Source organism: Pseudomonas sp. GW821-FHT07F05, from assembly GCF_059418765.1.
Genome location: NZ_JBWKQL010000021.1, coordinates 42,205 through 67,050, shown reverse-complemented (window position 1 = coordinate 67,050; position 24,846 = coordinate 42,205). Strand labels below are relative to the sequence as shown.

The following is a 24,846-nucleotide window of genomic DNA, read 5'->3' as shown; positions in this document are numbered from 1 at the left end:
CGTAAATGACTCAGGCCATTGAATGCCCTGAAAAAATAGGCGTGAACCCGCCTCGCTCATACGCCATAACCGTCTACGCTGATGGCGCAGCGCGACGGCATGGTGTTGATGTACATGGTTTTCCGTAGCCGCAAACCTTTCAGGCGCTACCACGCCCGGCTATCTCACTGAGGAACTCCATGAAACTGCGTCATTACGCTGACCGGACGCTGCGTGCGTTGCTGGTCATGATGAGTGTAGGCATCTGCCAGGCGGCAGAGCAGCAGCGTGTGAACATCGGTTCGTTGAACATGACCGGCGGCAAAATCACCCGTTGCGACTTGGGTTATCGCACCTACGGCACCCTGGCAGAAGATCGCAATAACGTCGTGTTGGTGACCACCTGGCTCGCCGGGCGGACGTCCGACCAGGCCGACATGATCGGACCCGGCAAGTTGGTCGACACCAATCGCTGGTACGTGGTGGCGATGGACGCTATCGGCAACGGCGTGTCCTGCTCGCCGTCCAACAGCCTCAGCGCGCCGCGCCTGAAGTTTCCGCAGTTCGGTATTCGCGACATGGTCAAGGCGCAGCATCGCTTGCTCGCCATGTACCTGGGCATCGATCACGCCCACGCCATCGTCGGCATTTCCATGGGCGGTATGCAGGCCTTGCAGTGGGCGGTGATGTACCCGGATTTCGCCAGCAAGGTGGTGACCATTGTCGGCACGCCACACCCGACCGAGCGCGATCTGCAGGCATGGAATGCAGAACTTGCCGCCATCGAACACGCGCCGGGCTGGAACAACGGCAACTATGGGCCGGGCACGGTGTTCAAGCAGCTCACGGCGGTACACAACGGTTATCTATGGACACCGGAGCGTGCTGCAGCCAAGCCGGCGGGGAACAGGCCCGCGCCTGGCGGCAACGTTCCTGCTTCAACAGGTGGCCAGCCGTTCAGTACGGTCGACTGGTACCGGCAATTGCAGGCGATGACGTCCTTTGATCTGTTGCGTCAGGGCGATATGGCCGCGCTGGCCGGGAAGATCAAGGCGCAGCTGTTAGTCATCACGTCAGAACAGGACCGCATGGTAGACCCGGTCCCTTCCAAGGCGCTGGCCGCTCAAAAGCGCGCGCAGTTGCTGGTGCTCAACAGCGATTGCGGGCACATGGCGCCGGCGTGTGAAGCAGACAAGGTGAATGAGGCGGTAAAGGCGTTCCTTAAATAGGACGGCGGCCTCCGCTTGTCAGCGGTGCACTGGCCAGGACGGCAAGCCAGCGGCGAGAACCTGCCGCAGACGGCAAGCATTGTCGATTACGCGGCTCATCACGCCCTGGCGCGTGGTCTGCAGGCCCGTGCTGGCGGGCCTTTCAGGTGGATCAGGCGGTATGGCATCGGTTTTGCTGCTGTCGGGGTACATCGGACAACCTGAACAGGAGGTGAAAGATGTTAATCGGCAACAGTGCCATCCAGCAGTTCGTGTCGAAGGCCGTAAGCCACACCCATTACGCCACGACGGACACGGATGCCTACAACAGCGCCATGGCCGGCGCTGCCACACCCGTGGCGGCGATTGCGAGCAATGGTGAAGGCGCGGCGCAAAGCAGCAATGACGGCAAGCAGGGCTACGACGAGTCGTTTGCCAAAATGATGGTGAACCTGAAAGCAGCGGCGGCCAACACGGCGTCGTCGGTGACGGACGATGACAAGGCAGCCGCGGCTGCGGCGTTTGTGTCCAGCGCTGACAAGCAGGTCGCGTCGTCTGACAGCGTCAGCAAGACCGTCTCCGATGAACTGGCGGCCAGCGATGGCACGGCGGGTTCTGACGGCGCGGGTTCGGTGAAGGATCAGTTTCTGTCCTACATGAACCAGACCGACGCGGAGAAGGTGCGGCAGCGGTTGACGGGTGTCAGCAAGGCGGAATACGACGCCATGACGCCGGAAGACCAGGCGGCGGTTGACAAGCAGGTGACGGAGCTGCAGAAGCAGAAGACGGATCAGCAGGTCGCTGAGCGGGAGGTGAAGACCAGGATCGCCATGGCAAAGGCGGAAATGGCCTGATTGTTTTCGTTTAGATCAAGGGCGTCTGCCTAACGGCAGACCGTTTCGCCTTCGGCGAGTTACTTTTAAAAAGCACTAAAAGTAACCAAAAGTGCTTGCTCTCGGTTTGGCCCGACTTCGTCGGGTTCCTTCACTCCGGTCCCGCTCCGTGGGCCCGCGCCGAACGGACATCCATGTCCTGACGGCGCTCTCGCCGCATCCATGCGGCTCGACCCACTCCGCGAGACCTGCGTTCAGCCTGCACCAAAGTCGCGATAGGTGTCGTCTGAGGGTTATGTGTTTGAAGATCAAGATCAAAAGCAGATCAAAAGCAGATCAGAAGCAGATCGAGGGCGGGTCAAGCGCTAAGGACGTGTGGGAGTGAGCTTGCTCACGAAGGGGCCGGTACATCCATCGGATATCTGGCGTGTTGGATAAAGCATTCGCGAGCAAGCTCGCTCCCACAGGGATGGGGGCAATCAGCAAAATTGTCGGCGCCTGAGCTGGCCTCTTCCCGGCTAAAGCCGGTCCCACTAACAGCTAACAGCTAACAGCTAACAGCTAACAGCTAACAGCTAACAGCAGCGCGTGCAATCCGTGGGACCAGCTCCGACTGTAGGACCGGCTTTAGCCGGGAAGCTCTTGATCTGCTTTTGATCTTCATACGCAAAAAGTCCAGCCACCGCCAATCGCGACTTGGGTGCAGGCTGAACGCAGACGACGCGGAGTGGGCCGAGCGGCATGGATGCCGCGAGAGCGCCGTCAGGACATGGATGTCCGTTCGGCGCGGGCCCACGGAGCGTCGTCGGAGTGATGGTATTCCGACGAAGGAGGAACCAAGCCAGGAGCAAGCACCCTTGGTTACTTGGGGTGCTTTTCCAAGTAACTCGCCGAAGGCGAAACAGTCTGCCCCCAGGCAGACGCTTTTGATCTTGATCCTGGAAAAAAGGCCAGTCGCCTAGACCACCTCCGCCCGATAGGGCAAATCCGGCCCCTCCCGTGTACAGGTCACCGCCGCCGCCGTCACCGCAAACTCCAGCATCTTCGTCAGCGTCTCGCGGTCCACGCCCGCCAGAGCAGCTGGCGCATCCAGACCCCGCTCCGTCAGAAACGCAATCAGCGCCGCCTGAAACGTATCACCGGCACCCACCGTATCCACCGTCTCCACCTTGCGCGCCGCCACCGACCATGTACCCAGCGCCCGCGTGAATATCGTCGCGCCCTCACGCCCGCGGGTCATGATCACCCACTGGCAATTGTCCTTCAGCCAGCCCTCGGCCACCGCCGCCGCGTCCTTCTGCGGATACAACAGCTCCAGATCCTCATCACTGACCTTGATGATGTGCGCGTGCTCGGCAAACTTCGCCACCTGACCGCGCCACAGCTCGATGCTCGGCGCCGGATTCAGCCGCACGTTGGGATCGAAGGTAATCAGCCGCTTGCCGCTTTCCCGCCGAACCAGCGTCAGCAGCGCGTCGGCGATCGGCTGCACCACCAGCGAAAACGAACCCACGTGCAGGCCCCGCACCCTGTCGTCCAGCGTCGGCAGACTCTCAACGCTCAGCATCCGGTCGGCGCAGCCTTCGCCGCGAAAACTGTACTGCGGCGAACCGTCGGCACCCACGGCGACCATCGACAGCGTAGTCGGCGCGTCGATGTGCACGAGAAAGTCATCGCGCACGCCTTCTTCAGCCAGCACTTTCAACAGGCGCTTGCCCAGGTAATCACTGGAGATGCCGGCGAAAAAACCGGCATCGATGCCCAGCCGGCGCAGCCCGACGGCGACGTTGAACGGCGAACCGCCGGCGATGGCCTGATAACCCACTTTATTGCTTTGTCCGCTGTCCGGCTGACAGAAAAAGTCGAACAGTGCTTCGCCACAGACCAGATACATAGTTGCTCCATAAAGGCCGACGGGGCTGTCCGTCAGAGGCCCTGCAATTGAGTGCGATAGTGCTGATAAACCGCCTGATACGCCGTAACGTGTTCGGCAACCGGCCGGGTTTCGCTGGCCGGATCGAGGCTGACGCAACGCTCGGTCAGCGCCTGCAGCGATTCGCCGTCGCCGACACCGCCGGCATCGGCGTGGGAATGACACCACGCCGCCTGAATTGCTGCGCCCAGTGCCGCCGCTTCGGTGCCGGTGGTGCAGATGACCGGCGTGTCCATGATGTCGGCGACGATCTGCCGCCAGATCGCGCTTTTGGCGCCGCCGCCGATCAGGCGGATGTTATCGCTTTTAATGCCGCTGTCGCGCAACAGGTCCAGGCCGTAACGCAGGCCGAAGGTGGTGCCCTCGACCACCGCGCGGCACAGGTTGGCCTGGGTCAGGTTGGTGCTGTCCAGCCCGAGAATGCTGCCGGTGGCGTGGGGCAGGGCGGGCACGCGTTCGCCGTTGAGGAACGGCAGCACGAGTACGCCCTGGGCGCCAATCGGTGAGGAGGCGACCGCCGCGTTGAAGGCGCCGATGTCCAGGGCGAACAGCTCGCGGATGGCACTGGTGGCGTTGGTCAGGTTCATGGTGCAGATCAGCGGCAGCCAGCCGCCCGACGAGGAACAGAAGGTCGCCACTGACGGCTGCGCGCTGACGTTGCCGGCGTCGGCGAAGGCGTAGACCGTGCCCGACGAACCCAGGCTCATGGTGATTGAGCCTGGTGCAATATTCCCGGTGCCGATCGCGCCCATCATGTTGTCGCCGCCGCCGCTGGAGACGATGGCGTTAGGATTGAGGCCCAGCCGCTGGGCGATGGCAGGAAGAATCGTGCCCACCGGCTGATGCGCCTCGATCAGTTCCGGCAAAGCATTGACCAGCCGGCCACTGGGATCGATGTGCTTAAGAATGTCGAGGTCCCACTCGCGGGTGCGCACGTTGAAATAACCGGTGCCCGACGCATCGCCGAACTCGCTGCAGCTGCGGCCGGTCAGCCAGTAATTGAGGTAGTCGTGGGGCAGCAGGATCTTGTCGATGCGGGCGAACAGTTCGGGGAACTGCTCTTTACTCCACAGCAGTTTGGAGACCGTATAGCCCGGCGCGATGGCGATACCCAAGCGCTCCAGCGAACCGGCTTCACCGCCCAGATACGCCAGCAGGCGATCGTTTTCCGGGGTGGATTCGGTGTCGCACCACAGCTTGGCCGGGCGCAGCGCCTGGCCTGATTCATCGAGCATGACCAGGCCATGTTGCTGCCCGGACACGCCGATGGCCTGGATGTCGGCACCGGACACCCCGGCCTGTTGCAACGCCGCCGCCGTCGCCTGCTCGAACGCGTCGAGCCATTCCTGCACATCCTGTTCGCGGCGACCGTTGGCGCCACTGATCATGTGGTGCGCAGCCGAGCCTTCGCCCAGAACCTTGCCGCTGACCGCATCCAGAACAATCGCCTTGGTGCCTTGGGTGCCGCAATCGATGCCGAGAAACATGTTCCACCTCAGACGGTTTTCGCCAACAGGTTTTCCAGGGTTTTGCTGACGCCCAGTTCTTTCAGGCTGTTCAGGTTGTGCTCGAACGATGCCACGAACTCGGCAGACTGGGGAATCGCCGCGCCGAAGATTTCTTCCACTTCAAGCAGCCGCTGAGTGACCAGCACGTCATCGGCCACCAGCGCCTTGCAGAAGTCCGCGCGCGGGTCGACCACGGTGTACGGCACGCCGTTCTCGCCGGTGAAGTCGCCCGTGCGGTTGCCTTGCAGGTACAGCGCCCAGGCCGCGACCACCAGCGAGGCGCGGTCCATGTTGCCGCCGTCGAGGATCAAACGGTTGATGGTCGGCACGGTGAATTTCGGAAATTTCGACGAGCCGTCGGAGCACACCCGCTCCAACTGATCGGCGATGGCCTGATTGGAAAAGCGGTCGATCAGGGTCTGTTTGTACTCGGTCAAATCGATGCCCGGCACCGGCGCCAGTTGCGGGGTGACGTCGAGGTCCATGTAGGTGCGGATGTAGTCGACGAACAACGGGTCGTTCATGGTTTCGTGGACGAAGCGATAGCCCTTCAGCGCGCCGAGATAGGTCAGCGCCAGGTGGCTGCCGTTGAGCAGTTTGATTTTCATTTCTTCGTACGGGGTCACGTCGTCGGTGAACTGCACGCCGACCTTCTCCCAGGCCGGGCGGCCGTTGACGAACTTGTCTTCCAGAACCCATTGCACGAAGGGTTCGCAGACCACCGGCCAGGCGTCATCAATCCCTTTCTGGTCGTGCAGCTGCAGGCGGTGGGCGGTGCTGGTCATCGGCGTGATGCGGTCAACCATGGCGTTGGGAAAACTGACGTTTTCAGCGATCCAGTCATGCAGCTCCGGGTCTCGCAGTTGGGCGAACGCCAGCAGGGCCTTGCGGGTCACGGCGCCGTTGTGCGGCAGGTTATCGCAGGACATCAGGGTGAACGCCGGTGTGCCTTCCGCGCGGCGTCGGGTCAATGCCGCGCACAGGTAACCGAAGACAGTTTTCGGTGTGGCAGGGTGTTCGAGGTCGTACTGGATCTGCGGCAGGTGGCTCATGAATTCGCCGGTGCTGTCGTCGATGCAGTAGCCGCCTTCGGTGATGGTCAGCGAGACAATGCGAATGTCGGCGCTGGCGAGTTTGTCGATCAGCGCCAGGTCACTGTCGGTGGACATGAGCATCTGGCTCATGGCGCCGATCACGCGGGTTTCGGTGTCCGGGGTGTCGCCCAGTTCGAACAGCGTGTAGAGGAAGTCCTGGCCCTTCAGCGCTTCGAAGTTGCCGCGGTCTTCTTCGCGCAGGCTGACCCCGCAGATGGCCCAGTCCAGGCCTTCGCCGCTGCCTTCATTGGCGCCGAGGGACATCAGCGCGTCGGTGTAAAACGCCTGGTGGGCGCGGTGGAAACCGCCGACGCCGATGTGAGCAATGCCCTGGCGGCGCTCATCGAGGGAGTAGGCGGGGATGGCAATGCCGGCGCCCAGATTGGAGAGGTTCTGCTTGTTCAGTTTCATGACGGTGTCCCGAATTCGGTGGAGTGCGAGGGATCAGGCAGCGGCCTGCAGCGCGCGGCGGATGACCTGGCCCTGGGCGTCGAACAGGTGGCAGTGCGCGCTGTTCAGGTGCAGTTTCAGGGTCTCGCCGTACTGGCTGGCCAAGTCACCGCGAATACGCATGGTCAGCGGCTCGCCGGAAGTGGTGCGCACGTGGCAGTAGGTGTCGCTGCCGAGGCGTTCGCTGACGTCGGCGATGACGGTCAACTGGCAATCGCCTTCGTTGGCCAGCTCCAGGTGCTCGGGACGAATCCCCAGCGTCACTGAGTCGCCGACGCTCTGTTGCGCGTTGGTGAAAGGCAGCAGCACTTTCGTCCCGGCGTCCAGGGTGACTTCGCAGGCCGAGGCCTGGACGCCGCTGATGATGCCCTTGAGGAAGCCCATTTTCGGCGTGCCGAGAAAGCCCGCGACGAACAGGTTGGCCGGGTGGTGGTACAACTCCAGCGGCGAGCCCACCTGTTCAACGCGACCGCCGTTGAGCACGACCACCTTGTCGGCCAGGGTCATGGCTTCGACCTGATCGTGGGTGACGTAGATCATCGTAGCCTGCAGCTCTTTGTGCAGGCGCGACAGCTCCAGTCGGGTCTGCACCCGCAGGGCGGCGTCGAGGTTGGACAGGGGTTCATCGAACAGGAAGATTTTCGGGTTGCGCACGATGGCGCGACCGATCGCCACCCGTTGGCGTTGACCACCCGACAGCTGCTTGGGCTTGCGTTCCAGCAGCGGGCCGAGCTCGAGGATGCGCGCGGCTTCATCGACCTTTTTCTTGACCTCCGCCTTTGGCGTGCCGGCCAGGTCCAGCGCGAACGACAGGTTTTTGCCGACGGTCATGTGCGGGTACAGCGCATAGGTCTGAAACACCATCGCCAGGTCGCGCTTGGCCGGTGTCACCTGAGTGATCTCGCGGCCATCCAGCTCGATGCTGCCGCTGGTGACGTCTTCAAGGCCCGCGATCAGGCGCAGCAGGGTGGATTTGCCACAGCCCGACGGACCGACGAAGACCACGAATTCGCGGTCCTTCACGTCCAGGTCGATGCCTTTGATGATCTGGTGGCCGTCGAAGCCTTTTTGCAGATTTCTGATTGTCAGGTTAGCCATGATGGGCTCCAGTTTTATTCTTCAAAATATCGAAATCATCAACGGCGGGATCGTTCCCATGCTCTGCGTGGTAACGCCGCCCTTGACGCTCTGCGTCGGCGCTTTGGACGCGGAGCGTCCGGTCGCTGGTTACCACGCAGAGCGTGGGAACCCTCATGTTTCGGTTATTTCACGGCACCAAACGACAGGCCGCGAACCAGTTGTTTCTGGCTGATCCAGCCGAAGATCAGGATCGGCGCGCAGGCCAGGGTCGACACCGCCGACAACTTGGCCCAGAACAAGCCTTCAGGGCTTGAATACGAGGCGATCAGCGCAGTCAGCGGTGCGGCATTCGAGGAGGTCAGGTTCAGCGACCAGAACGCCTCGTTCCAGCACAGGATCAGTGACAGCAGCGCCGTCGAGGCCAAGCCGCCTTTGCAGATCGGGATCAGCACCCGAAAGATTTCCTGGCGCGTGGTGGCGCCGTCCAGCCGCGAGGCTTCGAGAATCTCCCCGGGAATGTCCTTGAAGTAGGTGTAAATCATCCACACCACGATCGGCAGGTTGATCAACGTGTAGATCACGATCAGCGCAATGCGCGAATCCAGAAGGCCAAAGGTCTTGGCCAGCAGGTAGATCGGCATCAGCACGCCCACCGGCGGCAGCATCTTGGTGGAGAGCATCCACAGCAGCGTGCCCTTGGTCCGTTTGGTTTCGAAAAACGCCATGGAGTAGGCCGCCGGCACCGCGATCAGCAGGCACAAGATGGTCGCGCTGAAAGAGATCAGGATCGAGTTCCAGGCGAAGTGGAAGTAGTCACTGCGCTCCTGGATGTGCAGGTAGTTTTCCAGGGTCGGCGTGAAGAAGAACTGCGGCGGCGTGGCGAAGGCGTCGATCTCGGTCTTGAAGCTGGTCAGGACCATCCAGAAGATCGGGAAGAAAATCAGCGCCGCGATCAGCCACGACAAGGTACCGAGCAGGGCACTTTGCAGGCGACGGGATTGTTTGAGCGTCATCATGGCCTTGCCCTCAAGACTTGTCGGTGAGGTTTTTGCCGATCATCCGTACCAGGATGATCGCGGCAATGTTGGCGATCACGACGGCAATTAAACCGCCTGCCGATGCCATGCCCACGTCGAATTGCAGCAGTGCCTGGTTGTAGATCAGGTACGCCAGATTGGTGGAAGCGAAGCCCGGGCCGCCATTGGTGGTGGTGAAGATTTCGGCGAACACCGAGAGCAGGAAGATCGTTTCGATCATCACCACCACGGCGATCGGGCGCGCCAGGTGCGGCAGGGTCAGGTGCCAGAAGATCGCAATCGGGCCGGCGCCATCCAGACGCGCCGCTTCTTTCTGCTCCTGATCCAGGGACTGCATGGCGGTCATCAGAATCAGGATCGCGAAGGGCAGCCACTGCCACGACACAATGATGATGATCGACAGCATCGGGTAATTGGCCAGCCAGTCCACCGGCTGGGCGCCGAACAGCTTCCAGACCCAGGCGAGGATGCCGGACACCGGGTGGAAAATCAGGTTCTTCCAGATCAGCGCGCTGACCGTCGGCATGATGAAGAACGGCGAAATCAGCAGCACGCGGACGATGCCGCGACCGAGGAATTCACTGGCCTCCAGCAGCGCCGAGATCAGTACGCCGAGGATCACGCTGATGGCCAGCACGCTGCCGACCAGCAACAGCGTGTTCATGGCGCCGGGCAGAAAGCCGGCGTCGGTGACGAAGAATTCGAAGTTCTCCAGCCCGACGAATTCGTTCTCGCCGGGATTGAGCAGGTTGTAGCGGATCAGCGAAAAGTAGATGGTCATGCCCAGCGGCACGATCATCCACACCAGCAGCAACAGCACCGAAGGGCTGACCAGAAACCAGCCGGGCTTGGTGACGCTGCCTTTGACGGACGACTTATCGTCGGCCGCAGCGGTGCGTGGGGTGAGGGTTGAGGTGTTCATGTCGACTCCGAACCGGGCAAACGCGTGAGCGTGAACGTGGGCGGCAGGCAATAGGCACCTGCCGCCTTAAAGCAGCGGGTGTCAGCCCTTTTTCGGGTAACCCGCGCGCTTCATTTCACGCTCGGCCACGCTTTGCGCGCTGGTCAATGCCTGATCCACGCTGGAGGTGCCCACCAATGCCGCCGAGAACTGTTGACCGACGGAGGTGCCGATCGACTGGAACTCGGGGATGGTCACCAACTGGATGCCCACGTACGGCACCGGCTTGAGGGTCGGCGCTTTCGGCGTGACGGCCTTGAGGGATTCCAGGGTGATATTGGCGAACGGCGCGGCTTGTTTGTAGGCATCGGTGTAGGTCGATGCGCGGGTGCCTGGCGGCACATTGGACACGCCGTCTTTCTCGGCGACCAGCGCGGCGTACTCTTTGGACGTGGCCCATTCGGTGAAGGCGCGCGCGTCCTTGTCGTTCTTCGCGCTGGTCGGGATCGCCAGTGCCCACGAGTACAGCCACGCCGAGCCCTTGTCGGTCACTTCGTGTGGCGCGTAGGTAAAGCCTACGCTGTCAGCCACTTTGCTCTGGGATTTGTCCGTGACGAACGAGCCGGCAACGCTGGCATCCACCCAGATTGCGCACTTGCCGCTGTTGAACAGCGCGAGGTTTTCGTTGAAACCGTTGCTGGAAGCGCCGGGCGGGCCGTCCTTCTTCATCACATTGGTGTAGAAGGTCAGCGCGTTCTTCCATTCAGGCTGGTCGAATTGCGGCTTCCATTGTTCGTCGAACCAGCGCGCGCCAAAGGAGTTGGCGATGGTGGTGATCAGCGCCATGTTCTCGCCCCAGCCGGCCTTGCCGCGCAGGCAGATGCCGTACTGTTCCTTGGACTTGTCGGTGAGCTTGTCGGCGAATTCGGAGATCTGCGTCCAGGTCGGACGCTCCGGCATGGTCAGGCCGGCGGCCTTGAACAGGTCTTTACGGTAGTAGGTGATCGAGCTTTCTGCGTAGAACGGCAGGGCGAAGAGTTTGCCATCAACCGACAAGCCATCGCGTACCGAAGGAAACACGTCGTCCAGCGCGTAGGACGCAGGCAGATCGTTCATTTCCTTGAGCCAGCCCTTGGCGCCCCAGAGTGAGGCTTCGTACATGCCGATGGTCAGCACGTCGAACTGGCCGCCCTTGGTGGCGATGTCGGTGGTCAGGCGCTGACGCAGCACGTTCTCTTCCAGCACGACCCACTTGAGCTTGATGTCCTTGTGCTGTTCTTCGAAGGTCTTCGACAGCCGCTGCATGCGGATCATGTCGCTGTTGTTGACGGTGGCGATGGTGACTTCACCGGCTGTGGCGGTGGTGCAGAGAGACAGGAGGGTCAGACAGGTACCGGCAAGGAGAACGTTTGCAGAGGTCTTCATTTATCACTCCTCTTCTGCGCCAAGGCTGACGTCAGAAGCTTGGTTATTGTTTTTGTTTCTTCCGGAGGCCAGGAAGAATGTCAGCTGATTACAGCCTTGTACGCGCTGGTTGACAAATCCTGCGGCGCACTTGAACTGATACTTTTTTGCACCGGGAATTCAGCCGGCCACGTCGTAGAACTACGCCCGCGCATGGTGCGGGGCAGTTCCAGCGTAGTTGAAGGGTGCGAAGGGGTAACGAATCAGTACAGGTTTTGTTCGGTCAGGCGTTGTACGGCGAGGCGGCGATAGTGGGAGGGGGTCATGCCTTTGAGCTTCTGGAAGCGCCGATTGAAGTTGGAGATGTTATTGAAACCCGACTCGAAGCAGACATCCGTCACCGGCCGGTCGCCGTCGGCGAGCAGTTCGCAGGACTTGCTGATGCGCAGGCGATTGACGAATTCGACAAAGCAGCGCCCGGTCGCCTGCTTGAACACCCGAGAAAAGTACGTCGGCTTCATGCCCAGGTACTCTGCCACTTCTTCCAGCGGCAACTCGCGGGCGTAGTGGGTGAAGATGTATTCCACGGCCTTGTTGGTGCGTTCCACGGCGTGATCGTCGGACAGCTGCGAGGCGGTGGTGCCCGACAACAGCTGGAAATCATCACTGGCCGCCAGCAATTCCAACAGAATGAAGAAATGCCCCAGGCGGGTCATGCCCGTGGTGTCGGCGATTTTCTGCATCAATTTGGTGGCCTGGCGGATGGTGCGCTTGCAGCGGAATTCGATGCCGTACCGGGCGCGCTCGAGCAGTGGCGCCAGGGTCTTGAGTTCGGCGAAGACCTGATTGCCGCTTTCGAGCAGCTCTTCGGTGAAATTCACCAGCATGTCGCGCTTGGGGACGACCTCGTCTTCCTCGATCTGGCTGATCCAGTTGTGCGGCAGATTGGGGCCGGTGAGGAACAGGGTCTCAGGGTAGAAATTGCCGATGTAATCACCGACGAAGACCTTGCCGGAGCTGGCAACGATCAGGTGCAGCTCGTATTCCTTGTGGAAATGCCAGCGCACCAGCGGGCAGGGGAAACCATGCTCACGGTAGATGATCGACAGGCCATTGTGGTCGTCCATCAGCTCGTAGGAAGGTTCGGTGACTCTTGTTGTTTTGGTCATGCGTGTGCCGGTCTGGAGAGTGGCGTGGGAATAATGTGCACTATTTATTGGGCGGAATACAGATGCGGGCGTTAAACGAAGACCACCTCAACCCGGCCTTCCTTCCGCGACGTCGGTGCAGGTTTGACCACGATCTGCACGTCACGGCCGAGGCGCGCCAGGCAATCAATCATTTTGGTCTCGCTGATGCCTCTGAACCTGCCGCGAAGCATCTCCGACACCTTGGGCTGCGGCATGCCGAGGATTTCCGCCGCTTGAATCTGGGTTAATTGACGGGTCTTCAGAATGCTGCCGATCTCTGAGGCCAGTTGAGCCTTGACCAGCATCTCCTCCGGGTTGGGGACGCCAATGTCTTTGTAGACATTGCCAGTGCCGCGTTCGATTTCAGTCATGTTTGTGTCCTGTCCAATGGGCTTCGGCAGCCATCAGCCTATTTTTAATGAGAGCAATGTCGGCTTGCGGCGTCTTGATATTTTTAGTGGATTTTTTCTGGAAACAATGCAGCACATACACCGCGTCGCCGAAACGCAATGTGTAAACCGCGCGATAGGTGTTGCCATGAAAATCCTCTACAACCTCAAGCACACCGGCGTGGCCAAAGCCCTTCAGCGGTTTGCAATGGGAATGCTTGCTTCCGGTCTGCGCGAGGTAAAGCGCATATCCCATGTCTTCTTGAACATCGGCAGGCATGGTCATAAGGTCCTTTCGACTGCTGGCCACCCAGAAAAGCGGCTTTTCAAATCCTTTTGTCATGGGGGAATCTATACCTATATGGGTATCAAGTCAAACCCCCATGCTGGCGACGAGGGTGCGGGCGGTCACTATCGCCAGCTACCCATCCAGGCGCCATTTGAGAACTGTAACCCCATGAAAAACCGTCGTTTCGGCGCGATTAATCCCGAACACGGCCGGCCGTGCCAGTTCACTGGCGGCGCGCAGGCCGGGCTTTAGCCGGGAAGAGGCCAGTCTGAACACCGTCAATTCTGCGGTGTGACACCCGACGCTTTCCCGGCTAAAGCCGGTCCCACTGGGTGACCGCGGTGTTCGGTAGGAGCGGCTTCAGCCGGGAAGAGGCCCTTTGAGCGCCATCAATCCTGCGGTGTGACGTCCGACGCCTTCCCGGCTAAAGCCAGTCCTACGAGGGGAGCGCGGTGTTTCAGTAGGACCGGCTTCAGCCGGGAATAGGCCAGTTTGAGCACCATCAATCCTGCGGTGTGACGTCCGATGCTTTCCCGGCTAAAAGCCTGCAGTGGGTCATTGGGAAGGTCTTCAGCCAGGGAGGGCGCGAGCAGGATCGCCTCGGGACCACGTTACATACCGTCGCTTAAAAAATTCTCCGCGAAGTGGCGCATGAAAGTTCGATGTGTACTATCCACATCAGTCAACAAAGGGATAGGCTGATGCGGAGCAGGGACATGATCAGAATGGTCGAGGACGATGGTTGGTATGTGGTCGAGGTCAAAGGCAGTCATCGCCAATACAAGCACCCGTTAAAAAAGGGACGCGTCACGGTTCCTCATCCCAAGGATGACCTGCCAAAAGGGACGGTTCACAGCATATTGAAACAGGCCGGCCTCAAATGAATGTCCCAACGCGAATGAGCTCGGAAGGATAAAGCATGAAATTACCCGTCGTTTTACACAAGGATCCCGACTCGGTGTACGGCGTCACCGTGCCTGATATCTCGGGATGTTTTTCCGCTGGCGCGACCATTGGCCAGGCGCTGGACAATGTGAAAGAAGCCCTGGCGCTGCACTTTGAAGGGCTGGTCGCTGATGGCGAGGCGCTGCCGCAGCCGATGGACATCGACGCGCATATCAATAACCCGGACTATCAAGGAGGCGTGTGGGCTGTGGTCGAATTTGACGTGACGCCGTATTTTGGCCGCTCGGTGCGGTTCAATGCGACGCTGCCGGAAGTGCTGCTGGAACGCATCGATGCCCGCGTCAGGAGCGATCAACGTTACCGATCGCGTTCGGGATTCCTGGCAACAGCGGCGTTGCGCGAGCTGCACGAATAAGTCCGCGCAATGCCGCTTAGCTGCGGCGTTGCGAGCACCTTCCGCGAACGCCTCCAGAGAACCGTCACCCCATGAAAAAAATCCTTGTGATTGGCATTGGCGCGGGCAATCCCGAGCACATCACCGTTCAGGCCATCAAGGCGCTGAATCGCACCCAGGTGTTTTTCATCCTCGACAAGGGCTACGCCAATGACGACCTGCTGGCGTTACGCCGGGACATTTGCGAGCGCTATATCGAGGGGCATGACTATCGTCTGGTGCAGGTGAGCGATCCAAAGCGCAGGGACGATTCTTCGTCTTACCGCAGCGGCATCGAGCATTGGCATGAACAGCGTGCGGTTCTGTTCGAGCAATTGATCGCCGATGAAGTAAAAGCCGGCCAGACCGGCGCGTTTCTGGTGTGGGGCGACCCGGCGCTGTACGACAGCACGATGCGGATTCTCAACCAGGTGCTCGCCCGGGGCCGCGAGTCATTTGACTATAAAGTCATCCCCGGCATCACCAGCGTGCAGGCACTGGCCGCCGGGCATCGCATCGGCCTGAACCGCATTGGCGAGCCAATTCACATTACCACCGGCCGGGAGCTAGCAGCGGAGCAGGGCGAGCAGATCAGCAACAGCGTGGTGATGCTCGACGCCCATTGCACCTTCGAGCGGTTTGTCGATGAAGACTTGCATATCTATTGGGGCGCTTACCTGGGCACCCTTGACGAGATGCTTATTTCAGGCCCGCTGCATGATGTCAGCGCGCAGATACGTCAGGCGCGTGAAACAGCGCGAGCGCAGAAGGGCTGGATCATGGACACCTACCTGCTGCGCCGCGCCGTCCGCTAGACACACTGCCTCAAGCGTTTCTGTTTTTGGCTTCGATCCACTGCGACATGTATTGCGTGCTCTTGTGCTGATGGTGGCGAAGCATGGCGCCGGTGAAGTTGGCCGTGCGATGGGCCTGGAGCGTGTCACGCAACGCGAGGATGCGTTCGATGAGCGCGGCGCAATGTCGATCATGGCCAAAGCGCGCCGGCAGCAATTGCCAGCCGTCCCGTTGCGCCTGTTGCCAGCGCGCCTGATCGGTGTAGAGGCTGACGGCCGCGTCGGCCAGCCCCCGCGCATCGCAGGCCACGGCTCCGGGAAACGCCAGCTCGCCGTGCATGGCTTCGGCACCGATGGGCGTGGTGACGGTCGGCGTGCCGCAGACCATGGCGTCGATGATCTTGCCCTTGATCCCCGCGCCGAATCGCAATGGTGCAAGGGAAATCCGCGCCGCGCCCATCACCTCCAGCGCGTCTTCGGCCCAGTTCATGATGTGAAACCCCTGGGCGCCGTTATGCAGCGCTGCGGCCTTGGGCGGCGTATACGCGCCGTACACATGAACCTGAGCTGCGGGCAGCTGCGCGCGAACCAGCGGCCAGACGGTGTTTTTCAGCCACAGCACCGCATCCCAGTTCGGCGCGTGGCGGAAGTTGCCGATGGTGATGAAATGCGCCCGCTCTTCAAAGGAGCGAGCGCCATCGGGCACCTCCCTCACAAGCAGCGGTACCCAATGCAATTGGGCGGCGGGCACTGAAAACCGCTCGGTCAGCAGGCCGATTTCGACATCCGACACCATCAGGCTCAGGTCACTGCGGTGGATGGCGGCGATCTCGCGTTGGGCCAGGTCAGTGGTTGCCATCCGGGTGAACAGCTGATCCCGTGACGACTGAAAATAGTCAGTCAGGTCAGCATCGGGCTTGCCGTCGAGCCGTTCCTTGACCGCCTGATGACGGGCATGGCGCAGGCTCTGCAGGTCGGAACTCTCCAGCAGACGGATCGCGTTCGGGCAGTGTTTTTCCACCCGCCAGCCGAATTGCTCTTCCATCAGGAACTGGTCGAACAACACCACGTCGGGCTGCAGCTCACTGATGAAGGCGTCGAAGCTGCTGTGATTGAGGGCGATGGCGACTTCGGTGATGCCCAATGCGGCGAGATCGGCCTTGTGCTCGCCTTCGGTGGCGGCGCTGGCGAAGGTGATCTGCCAGCCCTGTTCGAGAAAACAGTCGATCAGCTGCATGACATGGCCGCTGGCCGCTGACGATCGCGGCTCTGGCCAGACGTAGCCGATAATCAGCACATGGATCGAGGGGCGCTGCGTCAGATGCTCAGTTGCCAAGGATGCCCTTCACCTTGTCACGCAGCTGGTCGATGGAAAACGGCTTGCCGATATTGTGCATGCCCTCCGGCACATCAACAGAATCCGCGTAGCCACTGGCGAACAGCACCGGGATGTCGGGGCGAATCTCACGTGCCCGATTTGCGAGGTCTTTACCGTTCATGTCGGGCAGGCCCAGGTCGGTCATCATCAGATCGATGGTCTGGTCAGCGTTGTTCAGAAACGCAAGGGCCTCGGCGGCGTCGGCTGCTTCCAGCACGGTGTACTCAAGCTCCTCGAGGACGTCGACAATCAACATCCTGACGATGTTGTCATCTTCGACCACCAGAATCGTGCGGGGTGAATCGGACATGAAAAGTTCCTTAATTAGGCAGGGAGCGCATCGCACGGCATAGGGGGTATACAGCGTTTCGCTGCGGGCGCGATTGTGACAAGTTCCGCGACGCAACAACATCATTCAATTGAGTGTAGTGGCTTTTGGATTGCACTCAAATGTACAGTGCGAGCCCAATTGTTCTCCGTCTATTGTCAGAAAATTCAACCTTCTACGTCAGATGCTGGAGTTTTTGCCGCGATTTGCGGCAAACTCCGTCGTTTAGACGAATCCGCCTGAGCCCTTGCGATGATCACCCACTCTGCAGTCGATGAGCAACGTTTCCGCAAACTGTTAAGCCGCAACGTCAGTTTACCTTTGGCCGTCGGCGTACTGAGTGCGGCCTTCTTTGTCATTCTGATTTCCTACTTGTTGTCGGCGATCCAGTGGGTCGAACACACCGACCGGGTGATCAACAATATCAATCGCTCGCTCAAGCTCTCGGTGGACATGGAAACCGGGATGCGCGGCTTCCTGCTGACCGGGGATGAGCGTTTTCTTGACCCCTACGAAGTCGCCAAACCGGCCATCATGAGCGAGCTCCAAGGGCTTGAAGAGCTGGTCGCCGACAACCCGGATCAGGTCGACCGCTTCAAGCGCCTGGCCGCGCTGCAATCATCGTGGAACGAGTTTGCTCAGGAGATGATCACCCTGCGGCGCACCGGCGGCGACTACCAGACGCCGATCAAGGACCGTCGCGGCAAGCGCCTGGCGGACGAGATGCGTGAGCAATACGAACTGGCAGCCAACGTCGAGCATCAGCTGCGTCTGACACGCAACACCGACGTGACCCACACCACGGTGATGTCGGTCTCCCTGTACATCGCGTTCATTCTGATCGTCAGCGGGATCCTTGCCTGGGTCGGCCGTCGCGACATGACCACGCTGTCCAATACCTACGCCGCGAACCTCAAAGCCCAACAGCTGGACGCGGATCGCTTGTCCCACGTCGCCTGGCTGCGCAACGGTCAGAGCGAACTGGCCGAGCAGGTCATCGGCCAGCTCACGCTCAATTTGCTGGGCCGCAACGTCCTGCATTTCTTCGCCCAATACCTGGGCGCCGTGGTGGCCGCGGTGTACGTGCGCCAGGAGCACGGCGGTCTGGTGCGCGTCGCTTCCTATGGTTTCTCCCGGGAGCAGGAGCAGCACGAGCAGTCGATCTACAGCGGTGAAGGGGTGGTCGGCAAGGCGGCAGAGCAGGATCAGATCATCACCCTGGACAACGTTCCTCAGGACTACTTCAAAGTCACCTCCGGCCTGGGCGAAGGTTCGCCGCGCAGCGTCGTGGTGGTGCCGACCAGCAACGATGACCACGTCAACGGCGTGATCGAGCTGGGCTTCCTCCGTGAGCTAACGCCCCGTGACCTGGAGTTTCTCGAACTGGTCGCCGAGAACGTCGGCACATCCATCGAGGCCGCGCGCTATCGTCAGCGCTTGCAGGAAGTGCTCGCCGAAACCCAACAGCTCAACGAAGAGCTCCAGGTGCAGCAGGAAGAACTGCGCACCGCCAACGAAGAGCTGGAAGAGCAGTCGCGGATCCTCAAGGAATCCCAGGCCCACCTGGAAACCCAGCAGGCGGAGCTGGAGCAGACCAACGAGCAGTTGGCCGAGCAAGGCAAGGCACTCGCTGACCAGCGTGACGCCCTGGACCGCAATAACGAAGAATTGCACATCGCCCAGATTGAGCTGGAAGCCCGCGCCGACGAGTTGCAGCGCTCCAGCAAATACAAATCCGAATTCCTCGCCAACATGTCCCACGAGCTGCGCACGCCGCTCAACAGCTCGCTGATTCTGGCCAAGCTGCTGGCGGAAAACCCCCAGGACAACCTCTCCGAAGAGCAAGTCAAGTTCGCAGAATCGATCTACTCGGCTGGCAACGATTTACTCAACCTGATCAACGACATCTTGGATATTTCCAAGGTCGAAGCCGGCAAGCTGGACATGCGTCCGGAAAACAGCAGCGTCAGCCGTCTGGTTGACGGCCTGCGCATGACCTTCGAACCGCTGGCGGCCGAGAAGAAGCTGGAATTCTCGGTGGAGATTCAGTCGGGCACGCCGGTGTCGCTGTACACCGATCGCCAGCGCCTGGAGCAGATCCTCAAGAACCTGCTGTCCAACGCGATCAAGTTCACCGAAAGCGGCGCGGTCAGCCTGACCGTGTCGCGGCAGCCCGGCGAAGGCGTCGCCTTCACCGTTCGAGACTCCGGCATCGGTATCGCCGAGGAGCAGCAGGAAAGCATTTTCGAAGCGTTCCGTCAGGCCGATGGCACCACCAATCGCCGCTACGGCGGCACCGGCCTGGGGCTGTCCATTTCCCGGGATCTGGCGCGCCTGCTTGGCGGCTCGATCAGCGTGACCAGCGCGCCGGGGCAGGGCAGTATTTTCACCCTGGTGCTGCCGGAAGAGTACGTCGAGCAGGAGCCTTCGCAGTACGCCGAGGCGCCCGTAGTTGCCGTGCAGCCTGCGCCCGTTGTGGCGCGCGTCACCCCACCGACGCCAACTCCCGCCAGGTCTGCACCTCCCGCAGCGCCGATTCCGCGTTTTGCCGATGACCGTGAAAGAGCGCCCTTCACCAAGCGCTGCATTCTGGTGATCGAAGACGAAGTGCGCTTTGCGCAGATCCTCTATGACCTGGCCCATGAGCTGGGCTACAACTGCCTGGTGGCCCACGCCGCCGACGAAGGCTTCGATCTGGCGTCCTCTTTCGTGCCGGATGCGGTCCTGCTGGACATGCGCCTGCCGGACCATTCTGGCCTGACGGTGCTGCAACGCCTGAAGGAGCTGCCGAGCACCCGGCACATCCCGGTGCACGTGATTTCCGTCGAAGACCGTCAGGAAGCCGCGCTGCAAATGGGCGCTATTGGCTACGCCGTGAAGCCGACCACCCGCGAGGAACTCAAGGACGTCTTCGCCCGCCTCGAAGCCAAGCTGACGCAGAAGGTCAAACGCATTCTGCTGGTGGAAGACGATGCTTTGCAGCGTGACAGCATCGCGCGTCTGATCGGCGACGACGACATCGAGATCACCGCGGTCGGGTTCGCTCAGGATGCCCTCGACCTGCTGCGCGACAACGCCTACGACTGCATGATCATCGACCTGAAACTGCCGGACATGCTCGGCAATGAGCTGCTCAAGCGCATGTCCACCGACGAGATCTGCGCCTTCCCGCCGGTCATCGTCTACACCGGGCGCAACCTGACCCGGGATGAAGAAGCCGAGCTGCTGAAGTACTCGCGCACCATCATCATCAAGGGTGCGCGCTCGCCGGAGCGCCTGCTCGATGAGGTGACGCTGTTCCTGCACAAGGTCGAGTCGCAGCTGTCGAATGAGCGCCAGAAGATGCTCAAGACCGCGCGCAGTCGCGACCGCGTGTTCGAAGGGCGCAAGATTCTGGTGGTCGACGACGACGTGCGCAACATCTTCGCCCTGACCAGCGCGCTGGAGCACAAGGGCGCGATCGTCGAAGTCGGGCGCAATGGACTGGAAGCGATCGAGAAACTCAATACCGTCGATGACATCGACCTGGTGCTGATGGACGTGATGATGCCGGAAATGGACGGCTACGAAGCCACCATCGAGATCCGCAAGAACCCCCGCTGGCGCAAGCTGCCGATCATCGCCGTGACCGCCAAGGCCATGAAAGATGACCAGGATCGCTGCCTGCAGGCGGGTTCGAATGACTATCTGGCCAAGCCGATCGATCTGGACCGGCTGTTCTCGCTGATTCGCGTGTGGCTGCCGAAGATGGAACGTATCTGAATGGATCGGATCAATTGACCGCCCGTTGCCCGACCATGAGTGTTGCCGATGCCTGAACGAGACGCCGATATCGAGTTGCGCTTGCTGATTGAAGCGATCTACTTGAAGTACAGCTACGATTTCCGCGATTACTCGGGGGCGTCGGTGAAACGACGGGTCACCCACGCGTTGCGTCAGTTTGAACTGAAGACCATTTCCGCGTTGCAGGAGCGCGTGCTGCATGACCCTTCGGCGTTCATGCAGCTGCTGCAGTTCCTGACGATTCCGGTCAGCGAGATGTTCCGCGACCCGACGCACTTCCTGGCCATCCGCGAAGAAGTCGTGCCGTTGCTGAAGACCTACCCGTCGGTGAAAATCTGGATTGCCGGGTGCAGCACCGGGGAGGAGGTCTACTCGATGGCGATCCTGCTGCGCGAGGAAGGGCTGCTTGAACGCACGATCATCTACGCCACTGACATCAATCCCCATTCCCTGGAGAAGGCCAAGCAGGGCATCTTCTCCATGGAAAACATGCGCGGCTACAACGAGAACTATCTGAAGGCCGGCGGCAAGCGGCTGTTTTCCGAGTACTACACTGCGGCCTACGATTACGCGATCTTCGACAAGACCCTGCGTGAGAACGTGACCTTTGCCGACCACAGCCTGGCAACCGACAGCGTGTTCTCCGAGACCCAGTTGATTTCCTGCCGAAACGTGCTGATCTATTTCAACAAGAAGCTGCAGGACCGCGCGTTCGGGCTGTTCCATGAGTCCCTGTGCCACCGCGGCTTCCTCGTGCTGGGCAGCAAGGAGACCCTCGACTTTTCCGGGTACAAAAACCAGTTCGACCCTCTGGTCAAACACGAGCGGATCTACCGCAAATCATGAGAACGTCGTTTCCCGGCAACCCCCCGGAGCAGCCCGCGCTGCCGGCGGTGGACGCGATTGTGGTCGGCGCATCCGCCGGTGGTGTCGAAGCGCTGCTGAAGATTTTCCGTACGCTGCCCAGAGGCTTTCGCTTGCCGATCCTCGCGGTGCTCCACGTGCCGGACCAGCGTCGCAGTCAGTTGGCCGAGGTTTTTGCCGTGAACCTGGCGATCCCGGTCAAGGAAGCGGACGATAAAGAAACCATCAAGGCCGGCACGCTGTATTTCGCCGGGCCGAGTTATCACCTGTCGATCGAGAAAGATTTCAGTCTGTCCTTGAGTCAGGAGGAACGGGTGCATCATTCGCGCCCGAGCATCGACATCCTGTTCGAATCGGCTGCAGACGCCTATGGTGAACGGCTGGCAGGCGTGTTGCTGACCGGTGCAAACAGCGATGGCGCGCGCGGCACGGCACGAATCAAGGAGTACGGTGGTCTGACCGTGGTCCAGGACCCGGCCCAGGCGCTCGCGCGGGCCATGCCCGAAGCGGCGCTTGCCCTTCATACGCCGGATTTTCTATTGCCTTTGCCCGACATTGGGTCCTTGCTTGTCGAGCTGGAACGAATTGCATGCTGAGTGAAATCAAAGCCAAACTGCTGATCGTGGATGATCTGCCCGAGAACCTGCTCGCCCTCGAAGCGCTGATCAAGCGCGAGGACCGTCAGGTGTTCAAGGCGTTGTCCGCAGACGAGGCGTTGTCGTTGTTGCTCGAGCACGAGTTTGCGATGGCGATTCTCGACGTGCAGATGCCGGGGATGAACGGCTTCGAACTCGCCGAGCTGATGCGCAGCACCGAGAAGACCAAGAACATTCCCATCGTGTTCGTCAGTGCCGCCGGGCGCGAGCTGAATTACGCGTTCAAGGGCTATGAAAGCGGTGCCGTGGATTTCCTGCACAAGCCCCTCGACATTCATGCGGTGAAGAGCAAGGTCAACGTCTTCGTCGATTTGTATCGCCAGCGCAAGGCCCTGAAGCAGCAGCTCGAAGAGCTCGAACGCAGCCGCGCGGAGCAGGAAGCCCTGATGCGCGAGCTGAAATCGACGCAGAGCGAGCTGGAGCGTGCGATCCGCATGCGCGATGACTTTATGTCGATCGTCTCCCACGAGGTACGGACGCCGCTCAACGGCCTGATTCTCGAAACCCAGCTGCGCAAGTTGCACCTGGCCAAGGACAACGCGTCGGCGTTCACCATGGAGAAACTGCGGGCCATGGTGGATCGCGATGAGCGGCAGATCCAGAGTCTGATACGGCTGATCGAGGACATGCTCGATGTGTCGCGGATCCGTACGGGCAAGCTGTCGATTCGTACCAGTCCCTTTGATTTGTCGGAGTTGGTGGTCAATCTGGTGGAAAGCTATTCAGCGCAGATCGCCGCCGCCGGCAGTGTGGTGACGCTTCACGCTGACACGCCGGTGATTGGGGTCTGGGATGAGTTTCGCATCGAGCAGGTGGTGGCGAATCTGTTGACCAATGCGTTGCGCTACGGGGCGCACAAGCCGATCGAGTTGCGGGTCTACAGCGAGGCTGGCGAGGCGCGGGTGGAGGTGCGCGATCACGGGATCGGGATCAGCGCGGAAAACCAGAAGCGTATTTTTCAGCAGTTCGAGCGGGTCGCGGCCAGTCATGCGGTGGCGGGGCTTGGTCTTGGGTTGTTCATTTCCGACCAGATCGTCAGCGCTCATGGCGGGCGGATCAGTGTCGAGAGCGAGGAAGGGTCGGGGTCGATGTTTCGGGTATCGCTGCCGCTCTGATCAAGATCTTTAAGATCAAGATCACAAGCGTCTGCCTGGGGGCAGACGTTTCGCCTTCGGCGAGTTACTTGGAAAAGCACCCCAAGTAACCAAGGGTGCTTGCTCCTGGTTGGGCTCCTCCTTCGTCGGAGTACCTTCACTCCGGTCTCGCTCCGTGGGCCCGCGCCGAACGGACATCCATGTCCTGACGGCGCTCTCGCCGCATCCATGCGGCTCGGCCCACTCCGCGAAACCTGCGTTCAGCCTGCACCCAAGTCGCGATTGGTGTCGTCTGGGCTTCCTGCGTATGAAGATCAAAATCAACGGCAGCGGCAACGGCAACGGCTTCGCGGCTAAAGCCGGTCCCACTGAATGCACGCGTTGCTGTTAGCGGGACCGGCTTCAGCCGGGAAGAGGCCAGCCCAGGCGCCAACAATTTTGCTGATAGCACCCCCCTACCTGTGGGAGCGAGCTTGCTCGCGAAGCTGTTGCTGTTGCTGTTGCTGTGCTTTAGATCTTCATACACAAATATCCCAGACGACGACAATCGCGACTTGGGTGCAGGCTGAACGCAGACGACGCGGAGTGGGCCGAGCGGCATGGATGCCGCGAGAGCGCCGTCAGGACATGGATGTCCGTTCGGCGCGGGCCCACGGAGCGTCGTCGGAGTGAGGGTACTCCGACGGAGGAGGAGCCCAACCAGGAGCACAAGCCCTTGGTTACTTGGGGCTTTTCCAAGTAACTCGCCGAAGGCGAAACGGGAGGCCGTTAGGCCGACCATGTTCAACGCTAAAGCCCAACAATCAAATAACTGATCACTCTGCGCAACCTCCAGCGCGGGCCATGGTCGTAATGGCAGCTATCTATAAGATCAAAGGCGTTCAAATGAGCTCTGATGCAGAAAATGTCGTACTCATCGTCGAAGACGAGCCGCTCATTCTGATGCTGCTGTCCGACTACCTGTCGGGCGAAGGCTATCGGGTGTTGCAGGCGGAGAACGGGGAGCAGGCATTCGAAATTCTTGCCACCAAACCCCACCTCGATTTGATGATCACCGATTACCGCCTGCCCGGCGGGGTGTCTGGCGTGATGATTGCCGAGCCCGCCGTCAAGCTGCGACCGGAACTCAAGGTGATCTTCATCAGCGGCTATCCGGCAGAGATCGTCGATTGCGGCAGCCCGATCACCAAAAAGGCCCCGATCCTGGCCAAGCCGTTCACCATGGAAACCCTGCATTCGCAGATCCAGACCCTGCTCAACTGATCCTGCCGCCCCTCGGATACAAACAACAAAGCCGGCAATCGCCGGCTTTTCT

22 protein-coding genes are annotated in these 24,846 nt (G+C 60.6%); 10 read left to right on the top strand and 12 right to left on the bottom strand.

Features of this window, described 5'->3' with window-relative positions; genetic code table 11:
* Positions 1–179: 179 nt before the first annotated feature.
* Entirely contained in the window at positions 180–1,208 is a 1,029-nt protein-coding gene (locus tag AC07RO_RS26250) for an alpha/beta fold hydrolase (RefSeq protein ID WP_495087486.1), read from the top strand.
* Between the two features lie 218 nt (positions 1,209–1,426).
* On the top strand, positions 1,427–2,041 hold the full coding sequence (locus tag AC07RO_RS26245; protein WP_495087485.1) for a hypothetical protein: 615 nt from the start codon (positions 1,427–1,429) through the stop codon (positions 2,039–2,041).
* A gap of 937 nt (positions 2,042–2,978) precedes the next feature.
* Here AC07RO_RS26245 and AC07RO_RS26240 read toward each other — a convergent pair.
* The 10 genes from AC07RO_RS26240 to AC07RO_RS26195 all read right to left on the bottom strand — a co-directional run bounded on the left by AC07RO_RS26240 (position 2,979) and on the right by AC07RO_RS26195 (position 13,292).
* Positions 2,979–3,914: a carbohydrate kinase family protein gene (locus AC07RO_RS26240; RefSeq protein WP_495087484.1), complete on the bottom strand. Its 936-nt coding sequence runs from the start codon at positions 3,912–3,914 to the stop codon at positions 2,979–2,981.
* Positions 3,915–3,946: 32 nt separating this feature from the next.
* The gene (gene xylB / locus AC07RO_RS26235) at positions 3,947–5,440 is read right to left on the bottom strand and encodes a xylulokinase (RefSeq protein ID WP_495087483.1); all 1,494 of its coding nucleotides are present in this window, start codon (positions 5,438–5,440) and stop codon (positions 3,947–3,949) included.
* 8 nt (positions 5,441–5,448) lie between these two features.
* A complete protein-coding gene (locus AC07RO_RS26230) occupies positions 5,449–6,966 on the bottom strand; it encodes a mannitol dehydrogenase family protein (protein WP_282372591.1) in 1,518 nt (505 codons plus the stop codon).
* A gap of 33 nt (positions 6,967–6,999) precedes the next feature.
* The gene (locus tag AC07RO_RS26225; protein WP_192172102.1) at positions 7,000–8,103 is read right to left on the bottom strand and encodes an ABC transporter ATP-binding protein; all 1,104 of its coding nucleotides are present in this window, start codon (positions 8,101–8,103) and stop codon (positions 7,000–7,002) included.
* A gap of 164 nt (positions 8,104–8,267) precedes the next feature.
* Entirely contained in the window at positions 8,268–9,101 is an 834-nt protein-coding gene (locus AC07RO_RS26220; protein WP_108121930.1) for a carbohydrate ABC transporter permease, read from the bottom strand.
* Between the two features lie 10 nt (positions 9,102–9,111).
* Positions 9,112–10,044, bottom strand: a complete 933-nt coding sequence (locus tag AC07RO_RS26215) for a carbohydrate ABC transporter permease (RefSeq protein WP_192172101.1) — start codon at positions 10,042–10,044, stop codon at positions 9,112–9,114.
* 81 nt (positions 10,045–10,125) lie between these two features.
* Positions 10,126–11,448 (bottom strand): ABC transporter substrate-binding protein, encoded by a 1,323-nt coding sequence (locus AC07RO_RS26210; RefSeq protein ID WP_192172100.1) that lies wholly within the window; start codon positions 11,446–11,448, stop codon positions 10,126–10,128.
* A gap of 242 nt (positions 11,449–11,690) precedes the next feature.
* Positions 11,691–12,596, bottom strand: coding sequence for an AraC family transcriptional regulator (locus AC07RO_RS26205; RefSeq protein ID WP_463582338.1), 906 nt, complete (start codon positions 12,594–12,596; stop codon positions 11,691–11,693).
* A 71-nt stretch (positions 12,597–12,667) separates the two neighbouring features.
* Positions 12,668–12,988, bottom strand: a complete 321-nt coding sequence (locus AC07RO_RS26200) for a helix-turn-helix domain-containing protein (RefSeq protein WP_282372596.1) — start codon at positions 12,986–12,988, stop codon at positions 12,668–12,670.
* Entirely contained in the window at positions 12,981–13,292 is a 312-nt protein-coding gene (locus tag AC07RO_RS26195) for a type II toxin-antitoxin system RelE/ParE family toxin (protein WP_282372603.1), read from the bottom strand. The genes AC07RO_RS26200 and AC07RO_RS26195 overlap by 8 nt, the downstream gene beginning before the upstream one ends.
* Positions 13,293–13,996: 704 nt before the next feature.
* Between AC07RO_RS26195 and AC07RO_RS26190 the strand changes: the two genes are divergently transcribed.
* From AC07RO_RS26190 to cobF, 3 genes are all read left to right on the top strand, one after another.
* A complete protein-coding gene (locus tag AC07RO_RS26190) occupies positions 13,997–14,179 on the top strand; it encodes a type II toxin-antitoxin system HicA family toxin (protein ID WP_122534807.1) in 183 nt (60 codons plus the stop codon).
* 35 nt (positions 14,180–14,214) lie between these two features.
* The gene (locus AC07RO_RS26185) at positions 14,215–14,616 is read left to right on the top strand and encodes a type II toxin-antitoxin system HicB family antitoxin (RefSeq protein WP_192172097.1); all 402 of its coding nucleotides are present in this window, start codon (positions 14,215–14,217) and stop codon (positions 14,614–14,616) included.
* 71 nt (positions 14,617–14,687) lie between these two features.
* A complete protein-coding gene (gene cobF / locus AC07RO_RS26180; protein WP_495087482.1) occupies positions 14,688–15,449 on the top strand; it encodes a precorrin-6A synthase (deacetylating) in 762 nt (253 codons plus the stop codon).
* A gap of 10 nt (positions 15,450–15,459) precedes the next feature.
* On the opposite strand, the gene AC07RO_RS26175 is transcribed toward cobF, so the two are convergent.
* Together AC07RO_RS26175 and AC07RO_RS26170 are read right to left on the bottom strand one after the other, a co-directional pair.
* On the bottom strand, positions 15,460–16,725 hold the full coding sequence (locus AC07RO_RS26175; RefSeq protein WP_495087491.1) for a glycosyltransferase: 1,266 nt from the start codon (positions 16,723–16,725) through the stop codon (positions 15,460–15,462).
* A 28-nt stretch (positions 16,726–16,753) separates the two neighbouring features.
* Positions 16,754–17,116, bottom strand: a complete 363-nt coding sequence (locus tag AC07RO_RS26170; RefSeq protein WP_192172095.1) for a response regulator — start codon at positions 17,114–17,116, stop codon at positions 16,754–16,756.
* A gap of 270 nt (positions 17,117–17,386) precedes the next feature.
* On the opposite strand from AC07RO_RS26170, the gene AC07RO_RS26165 reads away from it, so the two are divergent.
* From AC07RO_RS26165 to AC07RO_RS26145, 5 genes are all read left to right on the top strand, one after another.
* A complete protein-coding gene (locus tag AC07RO_RS26165; RefSeq protein WP_495087481.1) occupies positions 17,387–20,896 on the top strand; it encodes a response regulator in 3,510 nt (1,169 codons plus the stop codon).
* A 48-nt stretch (positions 20,897–20,944) separates the two neighbouring features.
* Positions 20,945–21,763, top strand: a complete 819-nt coding sequence (locus AC07RO_RS26160; RefSeq protein ID WP_192172093.1) for a CheR family methyltransferase — start codon at positions 20,945–20,947, stop codon at positions 21,761–21,763.
* A complete protein-coding gene (locus tag AC07RO_RS26155; RefSeq protein WP_346629810.1) occupies positions 21,760–22,377 on the top strand; it encodes a chemotaxis protein CheB in 618 nt (205 codons plus the stop codon). Before AC07RO_RS26160 ends, AC07RO_RS26155 begins: the two co-directional genes overlap by 4 nt.
* A complete protein-coding gene (locus AC07RO_RS26150; RefSeq protein ID WP_282372602.1) occupies positions 22,371–23,552 on the top strand; it encodes a hybrid sensor histidine kinase/response regulator in 1,182 nt (393 codons plus the stop codon). Before AC07RO_RS26155 ends, AC07RO_RS26150 begins: the two co-directional genes overlap by 7 nt.
* A gap of 864 nt (positions 23,553–24,416) precedes the next feature.
* A complete protein-coding gene (locus tag AC07RO_RS26145; protein ID WP_074885442.1) occupies positions 24,417–24,794 on the top strand; it encodes a response regulator in 378 nt (125 codons plus the stop codon).
* The last annotated feature ends 52 nt before the right edge of the window (positions 24,795–24,846 follow it).

Excerpts from the sequence above, each read along its gene's own strand:
- AC07RO_RS26250 (WP_495087486.1), top strand. The coding sequence starts at position 180 with ATGAAACTGCGTCATTACGCTGACCGGACGCTGCGTGCGTTGCTGGTC.
- AC07RO_RS26245 (WP_495087485.1), top strand. The coding sequence starts at position 1,427 with ATGTTAATCGGCAACAGTGCCATCCAGCAGTTCGTGTCGAAGGCCGTA.
- AC07RO_RS26240 (WP_495087484.1), bottom strand. The coding sequence starts at position 3,914 with ATGTATCTGGTCTGTGGCGAAGCACTGTTCGACTTTTTCTGTCAGCCG.
- xylB (WP_495087483.1), bottom strand. The coding sequence starts at position 5,440 with ATGTTTCTCGGCATCGATTGCGGCACCCAAGGCACCAAGGCGATTGTT.
- AC07RO_RS26230 (WP_282372591.1), bottom strand. The coding sequence starts at position 6,966 with ATGAAACTGAACAAGCAGAACCTCTCCAATCTGGGCGCCGGCATTGCC.
- AC07RO_RS26225 (WP_192172102.1), bottom strand. The coding sequence starts at position 8,103 with ATGGCTAACCTGACAATCAGAAATCTGCAAAAAGGCTTCGACGGCCAC.
- AC07RO_RS26220 (WP_108121930.1), bottom strand. The coding sequence starts at position 9,101 with ATGATGACGCTCAAACAATCCCGTCGCCTGCAAAGTGCCCTGCTCGGT.
- AC07RO_RS26215 (WP_192172101.1), bottom strand. The coding sequence starts at position 10,044 with ATGAACACCTCAACCCTCACCCCACGCACCGCTGCGGCCGACGATAAG.
- AC07RO_RS26210 (WP_192172100.1), bottom strand. The coding sequence starts at position 11,448 with ATGAAGACCTCTGCAAACGTTCTCCTTGCCGGTACCTGTCTGACCCTC.
- AC07RO_RS26205 (WP_463582338.1), bottom strand. The coding sequence starts at position 12,596 with ATGACCAAAACAACAAGAGTCACCGAACCTTCCTACGAGCTGATGGAC.
- AC07RO_RS26200 (WP_282372596.1), bottom strand. The coding sequence starts at position 12,988 with ATGACTGAAATCGAACGCGGCACTGGCAATGTCTACAAAGACATTGGC.
- AC07RO_RS26195 (WP_282372603.1), bottom strand. The coding sequence starts at position 13,292 with ATGACCATGCCTGCCGATGTTCAAGAAGACATGGGATATGCGCTTTAC.
- AC07RO_RS26190 (WP_122534807.1), top strand. The coding sequence starts at position 13,997 with ATGCGGAGCAGGGACATGATCAGAATGGTCGAGGACGATGGTTGGTAT.
- AC07RO_RS26185 (WP_192172097.1), top strand. The coding sequence starts at position 14,215 with ATGAAATTACCCGTCGTTTTACACAAGGATCCCGACTCGGTGTACGGC.
- cobF (WP_495087482.1), top strand. The coding sequence starts at position 14,688 with ATGAAAAAAATCCTTGTGATTGGCATTGGCGCGGGCAATCCCGAGCAC.
- AC07RO_RS26170 (WP_192172095.1), bottom strand. The coding sequence starts at position 17,116 with ATGTCCGATTCACCCCGCACGATTCTGGTGGTCGAAGATGACAACATC.
- AC07RO_RS26165 (WP_495087481.1), top strand. The coding sequence starts at position 17,387 with ATGATCACCCACTCTGCAGTCGATGAGCAACGTTTCCGCAAACTGTTA.
- AC07RO_RS26160 (WP_192172093.1), top strand. The coding sequence starts at position 20,945 with ATGCCTGAACGAGACGCCGATATCGAGTTGCGCTTGCTGATTGAAGCG.
- AC07RO_RS26155 (WP_346629810.1), top strand. The coding sequence starts at position 21,760 with ATGAGAACGTCGTTTCCCGGCAACCCCCCGGAGCAGCCCGCGCTGCCG.
- AC07RO_RS26150 (WP_282372602.1), top strand. The coding sequence starts at position 22,371 with ATGCTGAGTGAAATCAAAGCCAAACTGCTGATCGTGGATGATCTGCCC.
- AC07RO_RS26145 (WP_074885442.1), top strand. The coding sequence starts at position 24,417 with ATGAGCTCTGATGCAGAAAATGTCGTACTCATCGTCGAAGACGAGCCG.